Raw genomic sequence first — 25,234 nt, 5'->3', positions numbered from 1 at the left:
AATAGGTCTATTACACACTTACACTAGACTCCAAAAAACCATTTTTTAGTCAAAAATCCATTGATTTTACTGGGCTGGAAGCCTTTTTTAGTCAAAAATGATGTAAACGCCAAGAACCAATACTTTAAAAAAACATGCTAAAACTGGGTTTTTCCGAAGAAAAATGAATCAATAGCATCGCGCCAGCGTGCTATCCTCTTGCTTTACAATTTTTGACCCGCTCGCGAGACAAAATGAAAGCCTCTATTTAACAAAGAATAAATGCCTTTTTCAGCATAAATATTGAATTAGCGGTAATATAAGCAGCAATTATTGTTCCTTCACAAGATTAATATTTCAATACTGTTCATTGTATTTGAATGTTTAAGTTTCATGAAAAAAAATAAAGATGAACATGTCAATTGATTTTATAATCCTCATAAAGCTCTTGAAGCCTTTGGATTTTGAAATCGAAACCTGGAATTGTAGATGCTAAAAAGTCATCTGAATTATCCAATTATTGCATTGACGGTTATAATGTATTGGGAGATTTTAGAAGCTAAATCTTTCAGTACAATACTCTACGAATATTAGGAGAAAATAAAAACTCTCGAGTAAATTTGTGCCTTTAATGTCTTCTTGTGAGCCAAAAAAATGAGAAATGATTGCTATAAGTACTCGGTCTGTTAAATGACAATTGTTGTAAAGTTGTGTCTTCTAGCAAATAATCTAGAACACAGATTATAAATTCTTGTTGCTTGGAATATAAACATTATTAGCCATCCTATATTGATTTTCGATATGCGGATGGGGTGGTTTTTTCAAACTTTTTGAATGCAGCATTAAATGAAGACAAACTACTAAAGCCAGAATCGTATGCAATTGAAGCAATAGTATACTTTTTAGCTGTGTCATCATCAAGAATACTTTTAGCCTTTTGTATTCTGTATTGATTTATGTAGTTGTTAAAGTTCATTTTAGCATATTGATTTATGCTTAATGAAATAGTATGATTTGAATAGCCAGTTAAGTCGCTTAATTTTTGGAGGGATACATTTGATGCTAGGTATAGTTCACAATCGGTAATAAGCTTTTCTACCTGTTTATAGACTTTTAAATTGTCTTCAATTTGTTCAAATTTCTTCGAGTCGATATCACTGATTTTTAGTGCGAAGCCTATATAGGTTAAAACATAAATGCACACAGAATATATTATTGGGCCCAGAATGTAAGGTACTTTATCATCAAAAATGTTTAGTACATATGAAAACCAAATTAAGGCGGTACCGAGAATCACCCATTTTAACCATTTAGAAATCTTTTCTTGGGATTTTGTTTTGCCCTTGCTGTAAATGGATCTATTAAAAACATATAATAGTCTTGATGACCCTAAAATATAAAAGGCCAAGTGCAAATAAACACCAACTAAGATTAGGAAAAATAATAGCTTACCATTAGTAATTAACCATTCTTTTGAAATGGTTATACTTATAGCTATCACTGCTAGAAATGGAACTAAATGTAGATAAAAACGTTTTGTTAACTTATAATTTACGTGAATTAAAGAGTTTGTATACCAGTAAAGTAATGGTCCGATTACTGATAATACAGATAAACCCATGAGTATAAACAATAGCTCAAGATTGGCATTGAATTGAAGTATTATTGACTTACCCACTCTGAATGCCATTAAACTGAGTAAAATAGCTAGAAAAACATCTGACTTTGTTCTCTTAGATTTTACAAAGCCAAAATAAACTCCTAATGATAGTCCATGAATTAGCCCAGCACCACAAATAATGATTAGAAATATATCAATCGTATTCATGTACAATTTTTGATTGTATGAATACAACGAATCTACAAGAAAGTTGTTACACTATGGTTAGGTAACTTCTTATTTTTTCATCGCTTCGCATTTCTTGGTATAGGAAGCTAATTTCGAAATCTCATAGAATTTCCAAATATTAAATTGCATGGCCTCTAAAGCTCCATGTTTCGCAATTAATAATCTGCTTAGAGGTTTATTTTCGTTTAAAAGCATTTTTTTGATTAATTCTTTAGCCTTCTGGCTGCCATGCAAGTGGTAGGCCGTTAAAACTTTTACGGCATTTTCTTCATCCGTTGGCTCTCTGTACTTTGGGTTGTGACCTAATTGCTTTATCATACTTTCAGCTAAAGTCCATGTTGACCAAGGATTTTGACCTGTGATTAAATTACGATCATGACTAACTTGCTCCAAATACATTATGCCCTCATCAAATGAGGCTCCTTGTGCCGCAATTTTATCTTCTAAAAGAAACGGGAATATTGTTTTTGCATCTGGTATGAGAAGTAGTTCCTCCTTATTGGTAAAACCAGTAACCATTTTATTTTCTAAAAGCGGACGACCGTTGTCTAAAATTACATTAACCAATGCAGCTGGGCCATGGCAGACCGCGCCAATTACTTTATCGGATTGATAATAATTACGCACAATAGTTTGTATGGTATTATTCTCTGGAAAATCAAACATTGCTCCTTTACCTCCAGCAAAAAACACTGCCTGATATGCTTCAGCATCAACATCTTCTAACTTAATTGTATTTTTTGTTTTTACTTGTGCGACGGGATCGTTTAAAAAAGCATAATCAAATGGTCCCATATCTTCATCATCTAACACTACAGGAGCATTACCCCCAAGAGGACTGGCAATATCGACTTGATAGCCATTTGCTATGAAAACATAATAGGCTCGCGCTAATTCAGAGAGTTCATATCCTGTGCTTTTCTCACTGCTTCCCATTTTATTTGCACTTGTTACAATGGCTAAAATTTTACCCCTAAATGGAACTATATCTTCCGATAGGTAAGGCAGGTCAGCTACAGTAGTTTTTGTAATATCTATCCCCTTTTCAGGTAATAAATTAATGAACCAGGCTCCGATTACTACTAAAATAAGAATTAAACTGAATAATGAAACGAGTGACCATTTCAAAATGCGGTATTTTTTGAACATCGTTTGAATTTTGAAAATTATAGCGGCAAAACAACAGGAATATACCCATAAGACATGAAGATATTATGTTTTCGTCAGAGTGAATCATGATTAGAATACCTAAACTTTTAGTAAAGCCATTAATTTGACCACTTGAAAATTTTCAATTCAAAATGCGACATAGGTTAATTAATCACAAAGATTATTATGCGGGAGTTTAAGCAGCGCTGTGGATTCATTATTTCACCAAAAAGTAACCTTAAAACTTATCCCTAGATTCACGTTGCTGGTACGTGGACTCAATACATTTTCTCCTTATCAGTCGAAACGCACGACCTGAGATAGTGGTTTTGTGTCTGAAGTTAATAGTCCGGGTTTGTTGGGTCACTTATTTTAAAGACTTCAACTTTTCCTGAACCAAAATTTTGAATGTAGTACTAATAGGCACTACTTTATCTTCAATCCACAGATGTTTACTCTTTCTTTTATTTACTCTACATAAATTGGCGATGTAGGATTTGTGTGTGCGCTGAAAATAGTCTGGTAGTTTGTTGGTCATGTTCGTAAGGGTTTCAGTTATAAGGTACATCCTTTCATCCGTGAATACTTTGAGGTAATTACCAAAACTTTGGATATACAGAATCGATGTAAAAGCAATTGTAATCGGCATGCCGTCTTGCTTTAGCTGCAATGCTTTATGGGTGTCCACAGTTTTAGTGGAAGCTGTTAATGTATGCGAAACCTTATGAATGGCTTTTAAAAAACGTGATAACTTTATGGGTTTTAATAAATAATCCACAACGTCATAATTGTAGCTTTCCACGGCGTATTCTGAATAGGCAGTCGTTAAAATGACTTTAGGTGAATTTACCATAGATCTCAAGATTTCCATGCCACTGAGTTCCGGCATTTCGATGTCTAAAAAAATGAGATCTAATTCATTTTGCTGCAAAAAATTGATGAACTCAATGGGGTTCCCTGTACTGATAACAAGTTTCAAATTATCAATCTTAGCACAGTAATCTTCGATGATATTTCGTGCCAATATTTCATCGTCAACAATGCCTACTTTTATCACAAGGGACTCGATTTTATCCTATTAGACAACTGAATGGAAAGGTGTATCATATAGTGTTCTTCTTTCTCCAAAATTTCCAGAACATGTACATTAGCATATAGCAATTTTAAGCGCTTTTTTACATTATCTAGGCCTATGCCCTTTCTGTTGTCTTCTTTTATAGTTTTGGGTTTTGTATTGGAAACAGAAAAATCAAATCTATTGCCGTTCACATCAGCACGAACCTCTATTTTACTATTTTCATTTGTAGCTTGTGCCCCATGTTTTACGGCGTTTTCTACAAATGGAATAAGTAACATTGGAGCAATGTATAGTTCTCTTTCAATCTCGGAAATATAAAGTTCAATGTTACAGCGTTCACTTAATCTTTTTTCTTCTAGCAACAAGTAATTTTCAATAAATTCTAATTCTTCACGTAAAGAAACTTTGTCTTTTTTAGCACTTTCTAACTGATAACGCATCAATTCCGATAGTTGCATAACCAAATCTGGAGCTTCAAGGGACCGAGATTTAGCCAAGGCATAAATACTATTCAATGAATTAAATAAAAAATGCGGGTTGACTTGTTCTCTTAAATAATTTAATTCCATTTCTTTTTGGAGCTTGTTTTTTTGGGCATTTTCTTTTTCAAAGACAATCGATCGCTTTAAAAGGAAAAATGCTAAGCCCGTTCCCGTAATATAGGTGAAGATTAAAAACACTTTGATACTATATCCGAAATCTTTTCCATAAGATTTCAATTGTATTCCTAAATAAATAGTAACCAATAGTAGTATCGAATAAAAAACATACCTCTTATTGTCTAATAGATAGGGGATCAGGAAAAAATGATTGATTCCAACGACTAAAATAACCATAGAGGCGTAAGCGAATTGCCAAATAAAATAATCGTAAATGTTTCCGTAATTCGAAAAGGTCGACCAGCTAATTAGGAGTTCTAGCAGAAATACAGCTAAAAAAACTATGAGATGAAATCGAATGTTATTTATTCTAGGACTTGACATAAAACGACTATGACATTTTAAAAATATCAAGTTAAGCCCAATACACTGACAAAAAACGGATGAAATCGACTTATCAATGATGAAATACCTTCATCATTTAATCAAAGCCGTTGTACTTCTTTTTTCAATTTACATTTTTCACCCAATACTTTTGCTGACCTCTTAATGGCATAAACATTGAGGTTATACTAAACCTAATAAATGACAAACACAATCTGGGTAACGTTGTTTTTTCTTTTGATGACTAATCAAATCGCTTTTTCACAAGAAAAACAAACCTCCTTAATGTTAAATCGTACTTCAGCTAAAAATCCTAAATCACTAAAATCACCTATTCCTATTGAAACCATGTTTGGTCATGAAAAGATCAATTACCTCTCCATTTTTAATTTTCGCCTCGGAGAGAAAAGTCGATTAGGTTATTTTGGTGTGTTGACCATATCGAGCCCTTATCATAGTAATAATGGGTCTAATGAATTTGTTTTTTCTAATGCGATAACTTATAAACTAAAAAATAATATCTATGCAACTAGCGGATTGCAATACCATTTTTTAAAGGGAATTGTACCTTATACTGGCCTTCAAATTTTATCTGCAAACCCCAAATGGTTATTGGTGATGAGTCCAAGTATTGCCTTTTTACCAAAAGCTAGTTTCCAAAGTGTGGGTATACTAGAGTATAAGCCTAAACTATCAAAAAAGCTAAGAATTTATACAAGATTTCAAGGTATTTACAATTTTAATCTGGAAAATGGTCTTCATGAACGCAGTCTAATATATCTGAGAACAGGATTAACTTTTAAAAAAATGAGTTTGGGACTTGGCTTCAACTTAGATTTCTATGGCCCTAATAAAACTCAACATCAGAATCTAGGCATCTTTATCCATCGTTTATTCTAAATCAATTTTATAAATCATTAGTAATGTTTAAAATTATTGTAATCCTATTCATTTCAATTCTTTTTTTAAGTTGTAGCGCCAATAAGTCGGTTTCTTATTTTGATCAAAAACCTCCTTCAACAATTCCAAAATTATTTGCGCCATCCATCGTGAATACAGATAGCATTGAACTCAACGTGGTTTTTAATCATAGCCATACAGAGCTATTCTTTTCCAGAATTGTAAATAATAGTTTTGTGATTCATCATTCTGAAAGAATTGAAGGGAAATGGTCTCCCATAAAACCGATAAAAATGTATCCTGATGATGTTTTGGTTTCTGTAGCATGTGACCCAACAATAACTAAGGATGGAAATACAATGTATTTTTTGGGTGTAGATCCAAATTTATATAACAATGATATTACTAAAGAAGCCTTATATAGAATACCTCCAGATATTTACAGCAGTAAAAAAGTAAACGGTAAATGGCAATTAGCTCAAAAAGTTGATTTTACCGTTTCAACTGAATTTTTTGAAACCTACCCTGTAGTCACCGCTGATGGAAGCTTGTATTTTCGATCCAACAGACCTAGTGAAAAAGAAGGATTGAACACCTTTCGTGCACAATATATTGGGAATAATAAATTTGAAGCTCCTAAAATGATTCCGCCTGTAACAGAAAACGGTGAACTTATTGTGTACGTCTCTCCTGATGAATCTTATGCCGTTACAAACGCAAAAGGCCGCTTTCAAATCACTTTTAATGAGAATGATAAATGGTCGAAACCAAAAGAAATTCCTTTAGAATATGAAGAAGATTGGAAGTATTATTGCCCTTATATGTCTTCGGACGGAAAGTATTTTATGTATTCCAGACGAAAGAGTTACCCTCAAAAAAAAGGATGGGCAGGAGTAGAAAAAGGTGAAGTGTTCTGGATAAGTGCTAAAAAATTATTCGATTTGAAATAAGATCATCTTAAAGCGAAAAAACCTTCTAATAAAAATTGCTTTAATAGGATAATAGAGATTTTAAGAATACTCACACAAAACATGATGAAATCATGATTCCATCAGAGTAAATCATGATTAAAGCAACTACAATTTCAAATAGCCCATTAATTTGATTCCTTGATAATTTTTAATTTATAATGCGATATAGGTTCATTAATCCCAAAAATTACTATACGGAGTTTAAGCAACTCTATGCGTTCATTATTAAGCCAAAAAGCAACTTTGAAACGCATCTTAATTTAGTTGAAAAACTTGAGGGAACATGGAAAATGTTTGTAGTAAAATTTTTATTAACACTGATAATTGGTGTTGGAATAGGTTTGTTTTATGAACCTGAAAACTTAACGAAAAGTGGCATGATGGATCGATTTACGAATCCATTACTTTTATTTTTGGTTGTATTTGTATTGTCATTAATGGAAGAATTGGCATTTAGGTTATCCTTAAAATTCAACCCCATTTATTTAGCCTTCTCCACTGGAGTTCTTGCGTATTACGTTTTAAGTAAGGGCATCTACCAAACCAAACTTAGTGACGTTGAAAACCACTTTACAATAAGGCTTATTATTGTTATTTCCGTTATAATTGTCAGCTACTATATTTTTAGGGTCCCTAGAATTAAGAAAAAATTAGAAAAATTTTGGAAAAGTAACTTTCGATACATTCTTTATTTCTTCTGTTTTGGTTTTGCTTGGCCACACATTCTTAATTATGAATTAAGCTTATTAAATCTATTGTTATTTCCAATCTTAACATTTGACAAGTTAGTTAGTGCATTTTGCTATGGGTATGTTAGGATGCGTTATGGTTTTATCTATTCGTTTGGGACTCATATCGTTTGGAATAGCATAGGATTTACTGTGAGTTTAATTTCTACAGCCAATTAAAGCAACTACATCAAATGAACCAAATTCATTCTTATTTAATAGAAAATAATCATGATTAAAAATCTATTAACAGCCATCATGTTTGTACTGGTATTATTTGGTTGCCAAACAAACACAAAAGAGACTGTAGAAAAGAAAAAAGAAGTAAATAAATTAAGTATTGCTACAAAACAAATAATCAACTCAGCAGTGCTAAACGAGGAGCGAACGATTATTATTTCTCTGCCAAAAGATTATGATACATCTAACTCACAATATCCAGTTCTGTACTTGACCGATGGAATGCAAAATATATGGCATGTAGTTGGAACATTAGAAGTACTGACAAGAACAGGTAGTGTGCCACCAATGATTGTGGTTGGTATTGAAAGTACAAATAGAATGCGAGATTTTACTTTAACAAGAAGTGAAAAAAATCCAAAAAGTGGAGAAGGTAAAAAATTCTTAGCATTCATTGAAAAAGAGTTAATACCCCATATTGATTCAAATTATAGGACAAATGATTATCGAGCTTTAGAAGGACATTCTTTAGGAGGCTTGTTTACCTTGTCAAGTTTTATGAAAAAACCCAACTTGTTTGATAGTTATATAGTGATGAGCCCATCATTATGGTGGAATGATGAAGAACTTACGCAAGAGGCAGGACAATTTTTCAAAACCCATTCTGACTTAAGTAACTCACTGTTTTTTGGTATTGGCACCTACGAATCTGGTGCAGAATATGGGATGCGAAAAGAACTTAAAAATTATGTGGATGTGATTATAGAAAATAAGTTAGAGAAATTGAGGTTTAAACGAAAAGAACTTGATAATGAAGGACACATGTCTTCTGTATTATTATCTAATTATTATGGTTTAAAATTTATTTTTTCAGATATGACTTTCCCAAAAGATTTATATGAAAATTATACGGATGAAAAATTTTTGGAACATGAAAACCACATAATGAATAAATATGGTAATTCTGCTAAACAATCAGCAGAATCTTATGTGAATTTAGCATCCATATTATTGGGTCAAGAAAGATATTCAGAAGCAGTTACTATAATAAAAAGGAGTGTATCAGCCTACCCCTATGATGTAGGTTTAATGAATTTTTTGGCTAATACATATGAGAAGAATGATGATGTTGATTCAGCTATAGCAACTTATAAGAAGGCCGTACTTACATCAAAAAAGAATAATTACAATCGAGAAGAAGAGTTTGAAAACCAAATTAAACGGCTCACAGAAAAATAATGGGCTTTAATACGAGATATAAAAGGTAGCTATTGAGTGCCTTCACAAATCAACTTGTAGTAATTAAGGCATATTTTAATCTTAAAAACCGGAAGCTCTTATCTCAAGTTAAGAATAAAAATAAATACTATGAAAATTAAATTTTTGAAATTATTAGAAAAATTACTCGCACTATTTTTTTTGGTTAGTGTTACTGCATGCAGTCAAGAAAGTAAGAAATCGAACCTATCAATACTTAGTAACCAAATTCCCGTTGATACTGCATTGGTTTTTGGACCTGGGATTATTTCTACAAAGGAATCTCATGAATCTGCTATTGCTTTTAATCAAGACATGACCGAATTGTATTTGAATCGCAGAAAGCCTAATGGAACGTACAAAATATATGTAATGAACTTTGTGGATGGCCAATGGTCAAAAGCAGCATTAGCATCGTTTTATACGGACAAGGATAAAAATTATGCGGATTACCGTCCTCGCCTTAATCCACAAGGGGATATTCTATATTTTAGTAGTGATAGACCATTAATAGGAGAAACAAAATCAACAGGAGGGCACCAATGGTATGTAAAAAAGTCTGAAAATGGATGGGGACAGCCTATGCCCTTTGATATACCAGCAGCAGACGGCGTAATTGTGGATGTAGCGTCTTCAAGAAATGGGAATCTCTATTTTAGTTTGAACAAAAAGGATGGAAAACCTGAAGATGAAAACGTATATTATTCTGTCAATAAAAATGGTGAAAACAGCGTAGCTGAGGAAATGGGTGACGATATAAATTCGCCAGGTGTATGGTCTTGTTGTCCTTTTATCGCGCCAGATGAAAGTTATATGATTTATGATAGTCCACGAGAATCGGGATATGGGTGGGTAGATTTATATATTAGTTTCAAGAAAAATGGTAGATGGACGAAATCTTATAACCTAGGTCCTACAGTCAATACAAATTATGGCGAAGGTTTAGCAACGGTATCACCCGATGGAAAGTTTTTGTTCTTTTATAGAGATCTAGATGGCACTGGCGATATCTTCTGGACTGATTTTGAGAAATTAAAAAAAGAAATCCAAGAGAGGATTGCTGAAGAATAATAGCATTTTTAAGCTATATCCCTACCCATGAATCTAAAAGAGCAATTCAATCAAATCAAAGATTATTTTTCCCCTAAGATAATTGGAGAAGTAAATGATGTGTTTGTAAAATTAGTTAAGATTAAAGGAAATGATATTCCTTGGCACGCCCACAAAAATGAAGATGAATTGTTTTACATTATTGAAGGCAGTTTACAATTTGAAATAAAAGGGCAGCCAAGTTTTACTATGAATGAAGGAGACCTTTTTATTGTAAAAAAGAATGTGGAGCACAGGGTGTCTTCTGTTGAGGAGTGTAAAATTATGCTTATTGAGAATAAAACCACTTTGCATACAGGAGATGTCCAATCTTTGATTACAAAAACAATTGAATGTCAAAAGAAAATGCGTTAAAAACGCACTAATAATTCAAGAATTAAAATAAACTTAAGAAGATAAACAACTATGAAATTAAAATTTATTGTCTCTGTCTTAATATTAATTTTTTTCGTCCCTAATATGATAGGGCAACAAAGCATAAATCATGGCGCTTTAACTGACTTGCTTAAAAAGTCTAAAGACTCACATACTGATGGACTAGCAATTATTTATAATGAGGAAATGATTATCGAATCTTATTCTGATGAGTCAGATAAGCTGATACCTGTTTATTCCATAAAAAAGTCATTAATAAATTTATGTATTGGTAAATTGGTTACTGACGGAAAAATAAAAACAATAGATACCCCTGTAATGAACTATTTTCCGGAATGGAACCGACCTTTGAAAGAAAAAATAACCATTAGACATTTATTGAGTCATACTTCAGGTTTAGAGGAAACAAGCAATGAAAGTGCCTATTGGAATAGTCCAGACGTCCTTGAATATTCACTTTCTTCGAATGCGAAAGAAATACCAGGCCGAATATACCAGTATAGCACAAAAAACATGTTTATACTCCAAGGTTTAATTGAAAAAGTATCAGGTGAAAGTTTTGAATCCTATATGGTTAAAGAGATTTTTAAGCCACTTGGTATTGAAAATTTTCGTTGGACTTATGATGCGGTAAAAAATCCAAAAGTACTATCCATTGCTGCAGGAGATTTGATTAAGGTAGGACAGTTAATAATGAATAGAGGAATGTGGATTGAAAATCGTCTAATTTCTGAAAACTGGATTACCGAATCATTGAAATCGGCACAATCTCAAGAACCTGAAAGCGGAATGCTTTGGTGGATAATACCAGAGGATAAGAAATATGTGGTTAATAACTTGGTATTAGAAGCACTGGAAAAATCTGGAGTAAATAATGAATTGGTTACAAAAATTAGTTCCGTTAAAGGGGTATATGCAGATTATAGAAGTTTGTCTATGGAATTGTCAAAAGTTTTCGGAGCTGATTGGAAAGAGTTATTTAAAGAGAAGATTTATCCATTTACAAATCAGATTTATATGAAAGAATTAAGCGAAAATATTCTTGGATATAAAGCGATTGGATGGAAAGGACAATACCTTATAATTTATCCTCAAAAAGGCTTGGTGGCAGTAAGGATGATTGAAAATAAAGACTCATATAATTATGATACAGATGAGTGGTATGATTTTGAAGAAGATGTTTTTGAACTGATAAAAAGATAAGAAGTTATAAAAGCAATTTCTAATAAAAGCGGGCGAAGTAAAAACTTTTTAACCGCTTTTGTTTTTTTATGGAAGAAGTTATTAATAGGTATTAGCACATTTTTTGTAAAAAATAAAAAAATTAGGATTCTGTACCTATTCTGTACCCATGGCAAAAAAGAAAGGCCCCCGATTACTCGGAGGCCTTGCCTGCTCTAGTAGCGGGGACTGGACTCGAACCAGCGACCTTCGGGTTATGAGCCCGACGAGCTACCTACTGCTCTACCCCGCGATATATGTTTTTAAGTTTCTCTTGGAAACCTATTCTTTCAATAAAAAACTCAGTCGGTGTAGGTACCTTGCCCTGAGCTACGTCGAAGGGTACTGCTCTACCCCGCGATGTGGACGGCAAATATACAACGCTTTTCCTGTCATTTCCAAACTTAAATTTAATATTCCATTTTCCTTAACATCTATCCCGTCCAAAATCCATAAATTCGACGTTTTTACCTTATGGACGCAATCAACGAGTTTATATCCTCCCTCTTGCCCTATACGGAGTGGCCCATGTTTATCTTGCTAATAGGTGGAGGGCTGTTTTTGGCATTCTATTCCAAATTCGCACCCTTCCGTTATTTTGGACATGCCATTGCCGTGGTTTCTGGAAAGTATGATGACAAAAATGCCAAAGGGGATGTCAGTTCGTTTCAGGCATTGTCCGCTGCTGTTGCTGCTACCGTAGGCTTGGGCAATATCTCAGGAGTGGCCATTGCCATTCATGATGGCGGTCCGGGAGTAGTCTTTTGGATTTGGATGACCGCACTTTTGGGTATGGGCATCAAATTTTACTCGGGCAGTTTGGCCATCATGTACCGCGGTACCGACTCCGAAGGTCGCATGCAGGGAGGCCCTATGTTTTATATCACCCAAGGGATGGGAAAATGGGCAAAGCCCATGGCTATCTTTTTTAGTATCTGCGGACTTTTTGGCTTTTTGGGCGTTTTTACCGCCAATCAATTTACGGAAGCCTTTATGGGCGTGGTGCAACCTCATGAAACACTTTTGGCGACCAGTGAGTTCAACTGGAAGCTAGGCATCGGATTTTTCTTGGCCATCATCACATCGATTGTGATTTTTGGTGGTCTCACCAAAATTGCCAAAGTAGCCTCGGCCATTGTTCCTTTTATGGTAGGGGTATATTTGTTGGCGGTCATATTTGTGATGGCAAGTCACGCAGGGGAGGTTTTCCCGGCCCTCAAAATGATTCTGGTAGAAGCATGGAACTTCGATACAGCGGTCACTGGCGGATTCTGGGGCTTGGTCATTGTTGGGGTTCGCAGGGCCATGTTCTCCAATGAGGCCGGACTGGGTAGTGCACCCATGTACCACGGGCAATCCCGGAACGATGAACCTGCCAAGGAAGGATTGGTGGCCATGTTGGGCCCATTCATCGATACCATATTGGTATGTACCTTCACCGCGGTGGTGATTATTTTGAGTGGAGCCTATTTGGAAGACGGTAGTGGTATTGTGATGACCATGTCCGCTTTCGAAACCACACTGTATGGTATGGGAGATGTACTTTTGATGGTGATTGTCGCTGCGTTTGCATTGTCAACCTTGTTTACCTATTCCTACTACGGTGTGAAGAGTTTATCATTTTTGACCAACGCCAAAATCGGAAAATGGTACAATGTGTTCTTTGTAGTGATGATCGTTTTTGCTGCAGTGGCTTCCTTAAAATTGGTCAAAAACTTGATTGATCTCTCTTATGCATTGATGGTAATTCCCAATATGATTGCAGTGTTGTATCTTTCACCCAAGGTGAACACAGCATCCAAACAATATTTTGAAAAAAGAAGAAACGGTGGCGCATAAATCAGGATTTGTAAATATTATCGGCAACCCCAACGTAGGGAAATCCACGTTGATGAATGCTTTTGTGGGCGAAAAACTGTCCATTATCACCTCCAAGGCGCAGACCACCCGTCACCGTATCTTGGGAATCGTGAATGGGAAAGATTTTCAGGTGATTTTGTCCGATACCCCCGGGATTATAAAACCAGCCTACGAATTACAAACCTCCATGATGGACTTTGTAAAATCCGCCTTTGAGGATGCCGATGTGCTCCTCTATATGGTGGAAATCGGGGAAAAGGCGCTCAAGGACGAATCCTTCTTCAAAAAACTACAGAACAGCAAGATTCCTGTACTGTTATTGCTCAACAAGATAGATACCTCCGACCAGCAAAAATTGGAGGAACAAATGCAGTATTGGCAGGAACAGCTGCCCAATGCCGAAATTCATCCCATCTCCGCTTTGGAAAACTTCAATGTTACCGAAGTCTTCAACCGCATTTTGGAACTATTGCCCGAAGCACCGCCCTATTACCCCAAGGATCAAATAACCGACAAGCCCGAACGCTTTTTTGTGAACGAGACCATCCGTGAAAAAATCCTGCTCCATTACAAAAAGGAAATCCCGTATGCCGTTGAGGTGGAAACCGAGGAGTTTTTGGAAGATGAGGATATCATCCGGATTCGTTCGGTGATCATGGTGGAGCGCGATACCCAAAAAGGAATCATTATTGGCCACAAAGGTAGTGCCCTAAAAAGAGTGGGCGTGGAATCTAGAAAGGATTTGGAGAAGTTTTTTGCCAAGCAGGTGCACATCGAACTTTATGTAAAAGTGAACAAAAACTGGCGTAGCAACTCCCAGCAGCTCAGGCGTTTTGGGTACAATGGCTAGGATTCGTCCCCAATGCGCTCAAAAGGAGCAATAGTCTCCCGAACAAATTGCTTCAGTTGTTCCATTTGCCCCTTTCCCTTCGATTTTCCCAAGCGACCGAATGCATAAAGGGCAAACCACAACACCACCAAAAGGAACATGCCTACCAAAAAGAGCGTAATATCCTTGCCCAAGGAATAATTGGAATAGGCAAATATGCCCAAAATGATAAAAACCGTGCCCACACCAAAATGCAGGAACATAAAAAAGGTCCAAAGGGTTGGATTGGGACCAAAAACCCCTCGGATATTGCTAATGTGCTCCTCAAAAGAGGATAGTTCCAAATGAAGTTGGGGCGTCCAAAAGGTCGTTTCCGCCTTTTTGAACTTTACAAAAATATGTTCATCCAGTCGTTTGATCAAAAACGGATGGGCCGAAGCGGTATCGAAAGTTGCCTCCAAATCCTTTAAATCCGCCTTTACGGACACGCGAAAACGGGGCCTTAAAACTAGCTCATTGGTCAGGTCGCTCATAATCATTTGGAAATGATGAAAAAAGGTATCATTTTTTCTTCATAATAAATGGTATTTTTGCCAAAAATTAAACCTGATGGGAGCTATCGTAGCCATTGTAGGGAGACCCAATGTTGGGAAATCCACTTTTTTTAACCGACTCATTCAACGCCGTGAGGCGATTGTCGATGCCGTAAGCGGTGTCACGCGCGACCGTCATTACGGGAAAAGTGACTGGAATGGCAAGGAGTTTTCGTTGATCGATACCGGAGGTTATGTGTTGGGGAGCGACGATGTTTTTGAAAAGGAAATCGACAAACAGGTAGAATTGGCCATTGATGAGGCCGATGCCATCATTTTTATGGTGGATGTGGAGTCTGGAGTGACCGGCATGGATGAAGATGTGGCCAAATTGCTTCGCCGGGTGGATAAACCGACCTTCTTGGCGGTCAACAAAGTGGATAATACCCAACGGATGGCCGATGCCGTGGAGTTTTATGCCTTGGGATTGGGCGATTATTATACCATTTCCAGTATCAACGGGAGCGGAACGGGCGAACTGTTGGACGCCCTTGTGGAAGTACTCCCCGACGAGAAGGAAGAGGAAAGTGAATTGCCGCGCTTTGCCGTGGTGGGACGCCCCAATGCCGGGAAATCATCATTTATCAATGCCTTGATAGGTGAGGATAGGTATATTGTGACCGATATTGCGGGGACGACCCGGGATAGTATCGATACCAAATACAACCGTTTTGGATTTGAATTCAATTTGGTGGATACTGCCGGTATCCGAAGAAAATCCAAGGTAAAGGAAGATTTGGAGTTTTATTCGGTGATGCGTTCCGTAAGGGCCATTGAATATTGCGACGTCTGTATTTTGATGATGGATGCCACCCGAGGTTTTGATGGACAGGTACAGAATATTTTTTGGTTGGCGCAGCGCAACAATAAGGGTATTGTAATCTTGGTGAACAAATGGGATTTGGTGGAAAAAGAGACCAACTCCGTAAAGGAATATACCAAGGCGATACATGAGGTGATTTCTCCTTTTGAAGATGTACCGATCCTGTTTATTTCCGTGCTGAACAAACAGCGTATCTACAAAGCCATCGAAACTGCCGTAGAAGTGTATAAAAACCGTTCCAAAAAAATACCGACCCGTAAGTTGAACGATATTATGCTTCCCATTATTGAAAAAACACCACCTCCGGCCACCAAAGGGAAGTATGTGAAAATCAAGTTCTGTACGCAGTTACCGACCCCTTACCCGCAATTTGCGTTTTTCTGTAATTTGCCGCAGTACGTAAAGGATCCCTACAAACGTTTTTTGGAGAACAAGATCAGGCAGCAATTTGATTTTACCGGAGTTCCGATCACTATTTTTATGCGGAAGAAGTAAGGTTTAGCTCACCTTGATTATTTGATGAAAATATTTTCGTAGTGATATTCTAAAAATTCTTTTGAAGGTAAAAATCTATCTGGTAAACTGATTTTTTGGTTTTTGTGTCTTTTGAAAAAATCATTCGCTGCTTTATCATTTGAATAGTCCTCAAAAAGATTTGAAAGAATAATTCTGTAATCTGGTGTAATACCTATAAAACCTTTATCAAAAGCTTTGTCATGAATAGAATTTAAACAAAGTCCATTATGTGGGTTAATTCTGTTTTCCTTGTCTTCTGCCCAAGGTTTAATATGACTCGCAACTAAAAAATCAGGAATAGAAAGACCGGTTATACAGCATTTTATATTGTAGGATGAAAGTATTGTGCTTCTGAAAAAGTTTTGGTTAACTCTGGTTTTTACAATTGTTCTCCGCTCTTTTCCCTCTGGCAAATTATCTAGACTTATCTCTTCATTTTCCTCAATTGTTTTATTTTGAAATTTTGCAATTAATTCTTCACTTTCAAAAGCAAGTTTTTCCCAGTCCCCGTTAAATTCGTTCCAAACATCTTCTTCAAGTTTGCTGCCATTCACCAAACCTGTAATTCCTTTTTTCTTTAATTCTGGGTCAAGTCTTCCAAAGTTTCCAACTTTCATATTTAACGCTGAGGGAGACCTGCCGATAATATTTGCGTATTTGATGATGGTTGGATTGGTTTTGCTACTACTTTTAAATGGTACTTTACAATACACATTAAATGCAATAATAGTCTCTTCTTTTGACCAATTATTTTTTGCCATTTTATAAAGCTAATTAAATGTAGTTTGATCTAAACCAAACGTTTATTGTATTTTTTTGATTCAAAAATAAAACTGCCTTCTTAAAATTACTTCAATTCTCAGAAGCATACCGCACTTCCACCTCTTGCTGTATCCGGTTTCCTTGACTATCTACGGCGGTTAGGGTATAGGTGCCCGGTTCTATCTCCAAAATGAGTTCATGGAAATTTTCCGTTTTGCCCAAAAACCTCTCATCCAAATACCAATAAATGGTAGTGTTGGATTGCTGGTGGGCCAGTTTTAGAATGATTTCCCTGTTTGTTTTGCCCAAATCCTTTGGGATCAACACAGCTTCGTTGTTCTTGGGATAAATGAATTCCATCAAATTGTTTTCCAAAGCAGAACAACCCTCCAAATAAGGGGGCAAAGGTTTATAGTTCGGGTTGGAAGACGCATAATAATATTCCAAAATAGGAGGGAGCACCAACCAATTTTTGGCCACCATGTCTTCCAAAGGATAGCATTCCGAGTTTACCCTAAACCGTTCCGAAGCATCCAAAAACACCTGCTGATGATAGGGGCAGGGACCACTTCGTGTTCCATGGGTGGGAACCCACTCTTTTTTGATGTCATTACAATAAACTGAGGCCCGAAACCCACTCTGCTCACATACATCCAGCTCCACAAGGTCGTCAAAAGGCTCTTGGAACCAACCGCTCTGTGGCAATGCATCCAACACATCAAACAGGAGCGGGGCGGCTGCGGTAATGCCCGTGAGTCCCGGTCGGCCCTCCCCATCGGCATTGCCCGCCCAAACCCCAATGGCGTACTTTGGCGTAACCCCAACGGCCCAGGCATCCTTAAAACCAAAACTGGTCCCGGTTTTCCAAGCGATGGGTTGGGAGGAATCAAAAAACTGCCAATTTTCATCACCTTCGGGCCGGTTGACCTCGTACATGGACTGAAACGTACTATAAATAGATCCTGCACCAAAAACCACTGGGTCAAATTGCTCCTTTCCAAAATCGTTCGTCTCATCTTGAACATAGGTAGCCTCGGTAAACTCCCGATTTCTATAGGTGCTGGAATGGGTCGAAAAGTAGTTCAGACTGGAAGCTAGGGAAGCATAGGTGGAGGTCACTTCCCAAAGGGAACTTTCTGCTCCACCAAGAATCAGGGATAGTCCATAATGGGAGGAAGGCTTATCCAGCGATTCCATGTTCATTTTGTGAAGTTTGTTATAGAATTTCTCTAGGCCATATTCCCGCAGCAAACGAACGGCAGGAACGTTCAGCGAACGGGAAAGTGCCTTGCTGGCCGGTACCGCTCCTGTATAAGTCAGGTTGAAGTTTTGTGGATTGTACCCATTGATCACGGTAGGCACATCTTCCACCAAGGTGTGGGGCAATAATTGTCCTTCATCCAAAAGGGAAGCGAACAAAAAGGGTTTTAAGGTACTTCCTGTACTTCTTTTTTTGGTAACGATGTCCACATAATTGGCGTGTGTTTCGTCCGAAGGGGAGTTTCCCACATAGCCGAGTACTTTTCGGGTCTCCACATCCAGCACCAAGATGGCCAAGTTGTGTATCTCGTTGCTTTTGAGTTGTTGGTAATGCCGTTCCGCCAAAAGATTCAGACGTTGCTGCAAGGATCTTTGAATCGAAGTGGTCACGCGCTCGCCGGGATGTTCATTTCGGATACGTTCGGTGAGATGGGGCGCCACATTGGGCAAGGGCATGGGCTTTTGGGGCAATGGTTCGGCAATGGCCAAATCATAGGTGGTTTCGTCAATGACCTCCTTATCCCATAATTTTTTTAATAGACGGTTACGCTTGTCTAGAAAGGACTGTTCGTTTCTTCCTGGAAAAATGAGGGCGGGTGCATTGGGCAAAACCGCCAAGGCTGCCGATTGGCCCCAACTCAATTCGTGGGCTGGAATCCCAAAATAGCGCCAAGCCGCGGTTTCCAATCCTACTACATTACCGCCGTAGGGCGTGTGGGAGGCGTACAGTTTTAAAATGTCTTCTTTGGAGTGACGAAGCTCCAAGCGAGTGGCCATAAACACCTCAATGAGTTTTTCCCAGTACGTCCGGCCTTGGTTTTTTCGGCTCAGACGAATCACTTGCTGGGTGATGGTACTGCCGCCCCTTCGGGTTTCTTTGGTGAGATTATGGCCAACGGCCTTGAGGATGGAAATAGGGTTGAATCCGGGATGTTGGTAAAAATACTCGTCCTCAAATAAAAGGATGCTCTTTTCGAAGCGTTCCGGAACCGAGTCCATTGGGGGAAACCGCCACTGGCCATCGGCTGCGATTCGCGCTCCGATGAGGGCGCCGTCCGAACTGTTCACCACAGTCGAGGTTGGGTCTTTGAACAGATTTTTGGGCAGGCAAAACAACCATAAGACCAAAATGATGAAAAATACACCAATTTTGATCTTATGGTCGATGAACAGTTTTTTTACTGGCGATAAAAACTCACTCATTCAACCTTACTGAACTATGTTCACCCATTGCCCTTTGTTGCGGGCCTGGTAGTTGTCGTCGTACATGGCTTCGGCCTGCGCACCCGGCAAGTAATAGGTACCCAAGAAGGATGCGTTCAATTGTATGGTAAAGGTTTTTGATTTTTTAGCATCCAAACCAAAATACAAATGGGTTCTGTCGTCCCGAGTATCCACATAATCCGCTTTGGATGCATTTTCGTTGTCCCCGCTTACAAAAGAGGTATCTACGATTTCCCATCCGCTGGGCACGATATGGGTCAGGGCCACATTATCGATATAATTATCCGAACTGTTGAAAATGGTCACTTTGGCCTCAAACTCCGTTCCCTGTCTCAACTCATCCACATTTAGGGAATTACCGAGTGGGTCCACGTAATTCACGGATAGCTTCAGGTTTTGCTCTTGTGCCAATTCCTCACCAACGGGAAGCTTTCCTTTCTGGGTAAGGGTGGCATATACCGTATTGCCCTGATTGTTGTTAATCTGGATATCTTCCTTGAACGAGGTGATAGCAATATTTCGCTGGGCTATGGCTCTATCCGTTTTCACCTTGATTTCTTTGCCGTTATTGGTAAAACTGAGGTCGATGGATTTTCCACCGTTTTCCATCACCATTTTGGACAGGGCCAATAGCGCAAAGGCTGTTTCTTGGGTGCTGTACCATTGCTGTGATGACAGGTTTTTAGCCAAGGAAACCGCCAAATCCCGTTGTTGCGGGTCGCCCAAAATAACCATGGTTTCCAAGGCCATGGCCCGGTTTCGGAATACGGAACCATAGGTTCTGTAATTGTAATTGTTGGGTTTAAAATCAATATTGGATTTCTGCGCAATGGCTTGGGCCACTTCTTTTTTTCCGACCAAGGCATAGGCTGCGGCCAATCGCCATTTGGCCTCGTTGCTGAGGTTTGCGGTTTCCCGTAAACGGTTCATGGCGGCCAACTCGGGCTGTTGTGCCAAGGCCAAGGTATACAATCGGTATGCTTGTGACACATCGTCGTTGTAATAGGTACTTTGGTTACTCCATTGACGTGCGGCGGATTTTTGGTACCGCAACCAATTGCTCAAAAAGGTCAGAGGGAGCTGGTAGCCCACTTTTTTGGCTTCCAACATAAAATGACCAGCATAGGAAGTGCCCCAATCATCGGCATTCCCATACCCGGGCCAATAGCTCAATCCGCCATTTGGCATCTGGAAATCACCCAAACGGTCAATAGCCGCTTTTATGTTTTTCTCCACTTCTTTCTTTTTGTCAAAAGTGATGTCCAATACATCGCCCAAAAACAATTGTGGGAAGGCTGCGGAGGTAGTCTGTTCCACACATCCGTGGGGATAACGGAGCAGATAATCCATCCGTTTGGAAAAATCCATGGGTGGAAGCGTTGAGAATTCGATGAACGCTTCATTGGTACCCGACGTGCCAAAGGTCTCCATGGAAATCAGCTGTGAACCATTGGGCTCCAACGTGTACAGTTCACTTTTGGTAGTGACGGGGTTCGGGTTTTCCACATCGATTTCGGTCTCGTTGGTTGCGCGTTCCCCGGCTCCCGTAGCGGTAACTTTTATAGTTTGGAAGGATGAAGCGGGTCTGACTTTGAAATCAAAATTGATGATTTGCTCTCCCACCGCATTGAAAGTGATGTTCTTTGAAGTTCCGTTGATGGCTTCCAATGCTTTTCCTGCATCGATACTGACCGTTACGTTTTTGACTTTGGGCTCCATGGCAAAAACGGTGACGGGGATGGTCACGGTTTCGCCCGGGGACAATTTTCTTGGAATTGAGGTCAATACCATCAAAGGTTTACGCACGGGCACGGTTTTTTCCGCATTTCCGTAAGCGCTTTGTGCATTTCCAGCGACTACCATGGTTCGTACCGACCCCACGTAGTTCGGCATTTCGATGGTATGCGAGGCTTTTTCTCCAGCTTTTAGGCTAAAGGGGCCTAGGTAGGTGACCACAGGCTTAAAACGCTGTGCCTTTCTGTTTTTGGCTCCGGCACCGATACCGCCCCCGCCAATGGCGTAAATGTTGTCCACACTAACAGAGTAGGCTCCCATCACATCATCAAAAATATCGAAGGTTTTCACCCCTAAGGCTTGTCGGGCATAGAACGAACTATGAATATCGGGAGTGGTAAAGCGGGTCAGGTCCAAAAGACCTTCATCCACTACGGCCAATGAGTAGGTCATCCCCTTTTTGTTGGCTTCGGAAACCGTGACTTTGTAGGATGACTCAGGTTCCAGTACTTCGGGCATACTGATTTCGGGTTCCAAAATGGTCGCCGGGTTTTCCACCAATAGCGGAACTACCCCGTAGAGGCGTATAGGCAAATCGTTTTTGGCCTGACTGTGCGGCTGCAACAGGGAAATGTTCACATAGGCATTGGGCGCCATTTCTGCCGTGATGGGAATGGACGCCTTGGTTTCTTTGGCCGATGTCTCTATCCATTGCTGGGAAAGGACCTCGGTTCCGTTTTCGATGCTGAGCAAGGCACGCCCTCCCTTATCTGATGGGAAAGTTACCGTAGCTTCTTCTCCCAAGCTGTATTTTTCCTTATCGGTAGCGAATATCAGAATTTTTGAACTCTCGGCATCGGCAGATGCAGGTCTGCTCCACCAGTTGCGATAAAAATAGGCGGTGCGTCCCGTTGCATGTCCAGAGGCTTCATCAATGACCCGAATCAAGAAACGACCTCCCTGCCCATCCGGTACATTAATGTTGAAGTTGGCCTTTCCGTTGCTTCCCGTAGTAATGTTCATTTCCTTAAAGGGACGATGGACGGTCGCATTTTCATATCGGGATAAGTTGTCGTAACCACGGTTCCACCACCAGCGCCATTCAATTTTGAAAACCTGTACTTTCAACCTTCGATTGGCTGCTGGATTTCCTTGGGCATCCACCGAAACCACATCAAAAGTATTGTTGTCGTCGGTTAAAAAGGAGCCGTACTGTTTGGCTTTTGGAGAACGCAGGCCAACAAAATGGGAAAATGGGGCGAGGTTCTTGGAAAATACGTCGATGGAAAAATCGCCGCCGCCTTCAAAAACCTTAGTGGTAAAAGTGGCTTGCAGCATTCCGGGCGCATTCCCGTTGATATCGATTTTTTTGTTGATGTCCAACTCACCATTGGCATCCAAAGTGGAGGAAATCCACTGCAGTTCCGTTTCGTAAAAGTTCCTGGCAGGGTCTTGGAACTCATAATCCCTAAACTTTGGAAACGCAGTTGTAGTTTGTTTAATGGTAGCGTTAATGTCAATTTTAAGGTTACGGGCAGGTGCACCGTGCAGCCATTTGACGCTTGCTTTTCCACGATTGAAGGCATTGGCCTCCAAAACTTCGTCCGCAAAGGAGAAATCAACCTTTAATCGATTGGGCTTTACGGTGGCCACCTTCAGGGTCTTACTGAATTGTGCACCGCCCACAATCACTTTGGCCGACCAGTTTCCGGTGGGTGCCGTTGCCTCTGTTGCAATGGGGAAGTAGTAGAAATTCTTTTCCTTTTTGGCAAATAAGCCATCATCAACAGCAATACTTCCTTCTTTGAGTACATTGCGCTGCACGAGTTTGCCCCGCGCGTCCGTGACCTCTAAAGTTACTGGATGCCCTTTGGGCAGTGGATTGGCATTATCGTCCAAAACGAAGGTCAAATGGATAACATCACCGGGCCGATGCACTCCTCGTTCGGTGTACAGATAACCTTGCAAGCCTTTTTGTAGTTGTTCCCCGGCCACGTCAAATTTACTTAGGGATAGGGCATTACCGTCCGAAAGTTTGGCGTATGCGAAATTGTTGTTCTTTTCGGCCACCGCAAAGGCAATGCTTTTATCGCTATCGTAAACAGAAAGTCCGGAAGCATCCGTGGTGGTTTCACCAACCAATTGTTGTTGGTAATTGTACAGTTTTATGTTGGCATCGGCAACGGGTTGGGTGGTGAGCAAGTTGGTCACCGCAAAATGATGGGAACGGTTGTTGCCCTTTTTTACGATGAGGCCCAAATCACTTCCCAACAGATTGGTGCCCACTACACGGTCATAATTATAGTAGGCGGAATGGCAGGGATTATCCCTTTCCTCCCAGTTGTAATCGTAGTTCCGGTAGGTGTAGATTTGATTGTTCCAATACAGTTCCTCCAAATCGGCTTCCTCGGCACTTTGTTCCAAGGAATAGTCGGCAACCGATTCTTCCATGTCAGACGATGCTCCACAATCGTAGGTAGTATGTTCCTTTTTAAAACTGAATTCCACCCGGTACAACGACCCTGGGTGAATCTGTATCAATTCGGACAAATCCAATCCGTGGGCCTGCCAGTAGCTTGAATTTTCGGCGCCCTCCTCGGTCAATGGAATAACCTTATAGGCGACCCTTCGGCCCACTGGCCTAAAATCGGGATTGTAATTTTCGGTAAGATTATAGGTTTGAAGGTATTGGAGCATATTGTTCTCGTAGACCTGTATCACACGTACCTCGACGGCAGATAGATTGACGGTTTCAAAATAAATGGGTATTGAGGCTGCATTGGGCAAAATGGTTCCTTTGGAAATCAATCGAACGGCTGGTTTCAACTGTTCAAAAGAGACCAACTCGGAAAAATCGTTCTTTAAGGTAAACCCGTATTCGCTTTTGATACCCTGAAAAACATTGACGCGAACCTCGCCCAAAATCCTATTGGATGGGTATACGTTCAATACGTTTCCGTTGATTTCGTAGCGCAGGCTTTGCGCATTTTCCACGGTGACCAAACCGTTCAGGTTCTGGTTCTGTTGCAAGGGCTCTGAAAAATTCAGGGTCAATACCGCATTGGGGGCGGAGGTGGTTTTGGCATCAATGATCACAAATTTGTTCTTTCCCGGAATGGGATAGGTTTCCGAGCCTTCGTTATCAATATCAAAGGCTTTTCCGTTCCAGCTGATGTTGAGTTCGCTATCTTCCGTTTTTCGAGAGATACTGTCAATTTTGAAGCTAAAATATTGGGCGTTTTCCGTGCTGTTGTCCCAATTTACGGGCAAGGTTTTGTCACCTTGTTTTACCGTGAGCACCGAGCTTATTTTGGAAGCATCCAGCATATCCGAAGCGTCCAAGGTTCCGGTAAGGTACTGCCAATCCTTGCTGTAGGATTGTAGATTCCCCAAATTGATTCTAAAGTTCGGAGCAATGGTTTTAAAACTGAAGGTATAGGTTTTGAAGGCACTTCCGATATTTTCAAACAGCTTGTGCAACTTAAGCTCGACCGTGTATTCCGTATTTGGTTTTAGGTATTCCGCAGGTTGGAAAATAAGTTCCCGCCCGTTTTCGATCACTAGATGTCCATCCACCTTTGGTGAAATGGCCAGATATTCCTTGGGAAGCTCTTGGGTAAGTTCAAACTGTTCCAAGGGTTGAGCCAGAGCAATCCGGATAGGAGTGGCTATACTCTGATTACCATTGGTGTGGTAGCTGATGTAATCCTTGAATTTGAAGAGATTATCGGTATCTGACGGACCGTTCTTTTTTTTACAGGCTGCGGCAAAAACGAGCAGCACAAGAAGTAGCGATTTACAGGATTTGGACATGATCAAATGGAATAGTGTTTACTAAAAAAAATATAACTGA

Annotated in this window: 18 protein-coding genes and 1 tRNA gene; 10 read left to right on the top strand and 9 right to left on the bottom strand. The window is 39.4% G+C overall.

Annotated features, from left to right (window positions below; all coding sequences use genetic code 11):
* Nucleotides 1-763: 763 nt before the first annotated feature.
* From RBB12_RS00145 to RBB12_RS00130, 4 genes are all read right to left on the bottom strand, one after another.
* A complete protein-coding gene (locus tag RBB12_RS00145; RefSeq protein WP_306012311.1) occupies nucleotides 764-1,807 on the bottom strand; it encodes a helix-turn-helix domain-containing protein in 1,044 nt (347 codons plus the stop codon).
* A 69-nt stretch (nucleotides 1,808-1,876) separates the two neighbouring features.
* Nucleotides 1,877-2,977, bottom strand: coding sequence for a type 1 glutamine amidotransferase domain-containing protein (locus RBB12_RS00140; protein WP_306012310.1), 1,101 nt, complete (start codon nucleotides 2,975-2,977; stop codon nucleotides 1,877-1,879).
* 367 nt (nucleotides 2,978-3,344) lie between these two features.
* A complete protein-coding gene (locus RBB12_RS00135) occupies nucleotides 3,345-4,034 on the bottom strand; it encodes a LytTR family DNA-binding domain-containing protein (protein WP_306012309.1) in 690 nt (229 codons plus the stop codon).
* A complete protein-coding gene (locus RBB12_RS00130; RefSeq protein WP_306012308.1) occupies nucleotides 4,031-4,891 on the bottom strand; it encodes a sensor histidine kinase in 861 nt (286 codons plus the stop codon). The genes RBB12_RS00135 and RBB12_RS00130 overlap by 4 nt, the downstream gene beginning before the upstream one ends.
* 348 nt (nucleotides 4,892-5,239) lie before the next feature.
* Between RBB12_RS00130 and RBB12_RS00125 the strand changes: the two genes are divergently transcribed.
* From RBB12_RS00125 to RBB12_RS00095, 7 genes are all read left to right on the top strand, one after another.
* Entirely contained in the window at nucleotides 5,240-5,938 is a 699-nt protein-coding gene (locus RBB12_RS00125) for a hypothetical protein (protein ID WP_306012307.1), read from the top strand.
* Nucleotides 5,939-5,961: 23 nt separating this feature from the next.
* A complete protein-coding gene (locus tag RBB12_RS00120; RefSeq protein ID WP_306012306.1) occupies nucleotides 5,962-6,888 on the top strand; it encodes a hypothetical protein in 927 nt (308 codons plus the stop codon).
* 179 nt (nucleotides 6,889-7,067) lie between these two features.
* Complete coding sequence (locus RBB12_RS00115) at nucleotides 7,068-7,817, top strand: hypothetical protein (RefSeq protein ID WP_306012305.1); 750 nt, start codon at nucleotides 7,068-7,070, stop codon at nucleotides 7,815-7,817.
* Nucleotides 7,818-7,868: 51 nt separating this feature from the next.
* Nucleotides 7,869-9,056: an alpha/beta hydrolase-fold protein gene (locus tag RBB12_RS00110; RefSeq protein ID WP_306012304.1), complete on the top strand. Its 1,188-nt coding sequence runs from the start codon at nucleotides 7,869-7,871 to the stop codon at nucleotides 9,054-9,056.
* 129 nt (nucleotides 9,057-9,185) lie between these two features.
* Nucleotides 9,186-10,145 (top strand): hypothetical protein, encoded by a 960-nt coding sequence (locus tag RBB12_RS00105; protein ID WP_306012303.1) that lies wholly within the window; start codon nucleotides 9,186-9,188, stop codon nucleotides 10,143-10,145.
* Nucleotides 10,146-10,172: 27 nt separating this feature from the next.
* Nucleotides 10,173-10,538, top strand: coding sequence for a cupin domain-containing protein (locus tag RBB12_RS00100; protein WP_306012302.1), 366 nt, complete (start codon nucleotides 10,173-10,175; stop codon nucleotides 10,536-10,538).
* Nucleotides 10,539-10,589: 51 nt separating this feature from the next.
* A complete protein-coding gene (locus tag RBB12_RS00095; RefSeq protein WP_306012301.1) occupies nucleotides 10,590-11,762 on the top strand; it encodes a serine hydrolase domain-containing protein in 1,173 nt (390 codons plus the stop codon).
* A 198-nt stretch (nucleotides 11,763-11,960) separates the two neighbouring features.
* Here RBB12_RS00095 and RBB12_RS00090 read toward each other — a convergent pair.
* Nucleotides 11,961-12,033, bottom strand: a tRNA-Met gene (locus RBB12_RS00090).
* Between the two features lie 221 nt (nucleotides 12,034-12,254).
* On the opposite strand from RBB12_RS00090, the gene RBB12_RS00085 reads away from it, so the two are divergent.
* Together RBB12_RS00085 and era are read left to right on the top strand one after the other, a co-directional pair.
* The gene (locus tag RBB12_RS00085; protein ID WP_306012300.1) at nucleotides 12,255-13,619 is read left to right on the top strand and encodes an alanine/glycine:cation symporter family protein; all 1,365 of its coding nucleotides are present in this window, start codon (nucleotides 12,255-12,257) and stop codon (nucleotides 13,617-13,619) included.
* Nucleotides 13,609-14,490, top strand: a complete 882-nt coding sequence (gene era / locus RBB12_RS00080; RefSeq protein ID WP_306012925.1) for a GTPase Era — start codon at nucleotides 13,609-13,611, stop codon at nucleotides 14,488-14,490. Before RBB12_RS00085 ends, era begins: the two co-directional genes overlap by 11 nt.
* On the opposite strand, the gene RBB12_RS00075 is transcribed toward era, so the two are convergent.
* Complete coding sequence (locus RBB12_RS00075) at nucleotides 14,487-15,002, bottom strand: GTP-binding protein (RefSeq protein ID WP_306012299.1); 516 nt, start codon at nucleotides 15,000-15,002, stop codon at nucleotides 14,487-14,489. The genes era and RBB12_RS00075 overlap by 4 nt on opposite strands.
* Before the next feature lie 76 nt (nucleotides 15,003-15,078).
* On the opposite strand from RBB12_RS00075, the gene der reads away from it, so the two are divergent.
* Nucleotides 15,079-16,380 (top strand): ribosome biogenesis GTPase Der, encoded by a 1,302-nt coding sequence (gene der / locus RBB12_RS00070; RefSeq protein WP_179385676.1) that lies wholly within the window; start codon nucleotides 15,079-15,081, stop codon nucleotides 16,378-16,380.
* Nucleotides 16,381-16,397: 17 nt separating this feature from the next.
* Here the strand turns inward: der and RBB12_RS00065 are convergent, their stop codons facing one another.
* From RBB12_RS00065 to RBB12_RS00055, 3 genes are all read right to left on the bottom strand, one after another.
* Entirely contained in the window at nucleotides 16,398-17,162 is a 765-nt protein-coding gene (locus tag RBB12_RS00065; RefSeq protein WP_306012298.1) for an HNH endonuclease, read from the bottom strand.
* Between the two features lie 91 nt (nucleotides 17,163-17,253).
* Complete coding sequence (gene pbpC, locus RBB12_RS00060) at nucleotides 17,254-19,626, bottom strand: penicillin-binding protein 1C (RefSeq protein WP_306012297.1); 2,373 nt, start codon at nucleotides 19,624-19,626, stop codon at nucleotides 17,254-17,256.
* Nucleotides 19,627-19,632: 6 nt separating this feature from the next.
* Nucleotides 19,633-25,194, bottom strand: coding sequence for an alpha-2-macroglobulin family protein (locus tag RBB12_RS00055; RefSeq protein WP_306012296.1), 5,562 nt, complete (start codon nucleotides 25,192-25,194; stop codon nucleotides 19,633-19,635).
* Nucleotides 25,195-25,234: the final 40 nt, after the last annotated feature.

Source organism: Allomuricauda sp. MMSF_3307, assembly GCF_030733585.1.
Classification (GTDB): domain Bacteria; phylum Bacteroidota; class Bacteroidia; order Flavobacteriales; family Flavobacteriaceae; genus Flagellimonas.
The sequence above is the reverse complement of the archived record's forward strand: the minus strand, read 5'-3'. Positions and strand labels throughout refer to the sequence as shown.